Below are 1918 nucleotides of genomic sequence, written 5' to 3'. Positions count from 1 at the left end.
TACTGTCTTTCAACTTTTAAATAACAACGGTTTAGCTATTTTCAATCTAATTTATATTTTTTGTGCACAGAACCTAGTTTTTATTAAAAATAAAATTTTTTAATATTATAATGTGCATTAATATACTAAAGTATATTTTTTATTATAACTAATAAACAAAGTAAGGAAAATTAATGAAAAAACTAACTATCGCAATCTCAACTATATTGCTTTCAACATCAGTCTTTGCTGCTAACACTGCAAGCTCTAACCAATCATTTTCAGCACAACAAAAAGAGGAAATTGGCAAAATTGCAGAACAATACATATATGAGCATCCAGAAATAATAATCAAAGCAGCTCAAGAAATTCGAAATAAACAAATACAAGCCCAACAAAAATCCATGAATACTGCTGTAGTTAGTAATGCTGCGAAATTTTTAAACACAAAGACAACGCCAACATTTGGTAATAAAGATGCTAAAGTGGCCGTTATTGAGTTTTTTGATTACGAATGTGTCTACTGTCATAAAGAAGCACCTGCTATCAAAAAATTAATGGATAATAATAAAGATGTTAAGTATGTATTCCAAGAGTTCCCTATTTTTAGTAATCATTTCACAGGATCTAAACTAGGTGCTGAAGCAGGATTTGCTATATATAATCTATATGGAGCAGATAAATATATGCAGTTCCATAATGAGTTATTCTTAGGTAAGAATGCTAATAAAGACGAAGGAAGCTTAAAAGATAGAGATATATATAATGTTATCAAATCTATAAAAGGTGTTGATCTTAATAAGGTTAAAGAATATATGAAAAAATCATCTCCTAATCTAATATCTAACTCTATGGAATTAGGTGAAAAATTAGGAATACAAGGTACCCCTGGCATTATTATTATGCCTACTCAAAACGCTAATCCATCAAATATTAGAGTAATCCCTGGATATGTTCCTTTTAATGTTCTTCAACAAAAATTAAATGAAGTTAAAGCTCTTACAAAATAGCTAAAAAGATCTACAAAAACAATAAATAAAACTACTTTATACTAGCTGCTTTTTACAACCAATATACTTAATAGATTTTTCCTTAGTTTGTTAGTTTATGAAAGTTTTCAGCAATTTTATTATTCAACTGTGTGATTATACTTTCATTATAGTGGTACTTTGAATAAAAAATAGTCATTTGTAACATATCATCAGTAATGATAACATTATATTCTAATAAATATTCTATTTTACATTCGTCTACAAAGATCATTGAACTTGGCCAAATTTCTGTTACTCTATCACTTTTTATAAAGCTTGATTCTTTATTAGTTTTTTCACTTTTAAATATATTAAATAATGTCCTAAATAAATTTCTTTCATCATCAAAACTTTTAAATAGTTCCTTTCTTAAAAGGCAAAAATCTTTTCCATCTGAAACAATATTATTTATATATCCTGTATGACCTACCATTGAATTGCCAGATACCTTATTATAATTTGTATATACAGGGATTACGTCATGGAATGTGCCCATAATATTATAGAATGATTCTGCAAATTCAAACGTTGGTATAGCTCTTGCATTGAACATTAAGTGAAAAGCTATATTCTCATTATGGCTAATGTTAAAAATATCATAAATAGCCCTAATAAAAGATATAAAAATAGCATGTTCAATATTTCCTGTAAAAGTTGATAGGTTTAATTTAAAACTTAATTTTTCTCTATCGCTATTATGTAGATTATAGCTATGGTTCATCAAAGTAGGAAACTTACAACTTTGATTTATAATATTTTTCCATTTTAGGTAGGAAGTCTTCTTATCATCTACACTTGTGCTCTCTAGCTTATTAATTACTCTGTTATATCTATAATGGGACTGTTGAAATCTGATATTAATTTTAAAATTGTTTAAAATATACTGAAAAGTAATATATGATTTTTTT

General features: G+C 26.6%; 2 protein-coding genes. One reads left to right on the top strand and one right to left on the bottom strand.

The annotated features are described in order from the left end of the window. The first annotated feature begins 173 nt into the window (after window positions 1-173). Window positions 174-989, top strand: coding sequence for a thioredoxin domain-containing protein (locus AB8E56_RS11620; RefSeq protein WP_329481290.1), 816 nt, complete (start codon window positions 174-176; stop codon window positions 987-989). Window positions 990-1071: 82 nt separating this feature from the next. On the opposite strand, the gene AB8E56_RS11615 is transcribed toward AB8E56_RS11620, so the two are convergent. Then, window positions 1072-1918 (bottom strand): hypothetical protein (locus AB8E56_RS11615; protein ID WP_329481288.1); only part of this gene is annotated, 847 nt, incomplete at its 5' end.

It is taken from the genome of Francisella sp. 19X1-34 (genome assembly GCF_041102755.1).
In the GTDB taxonomy this organism is placed as follows: Bacteria; Pseudomonadota; Gammaproteobacteria; order Francisellales; family Francisellaceae; genus Francisella.
This window is presented reverse-complemented; position numbering and strand designations above follow the sequence as displayed.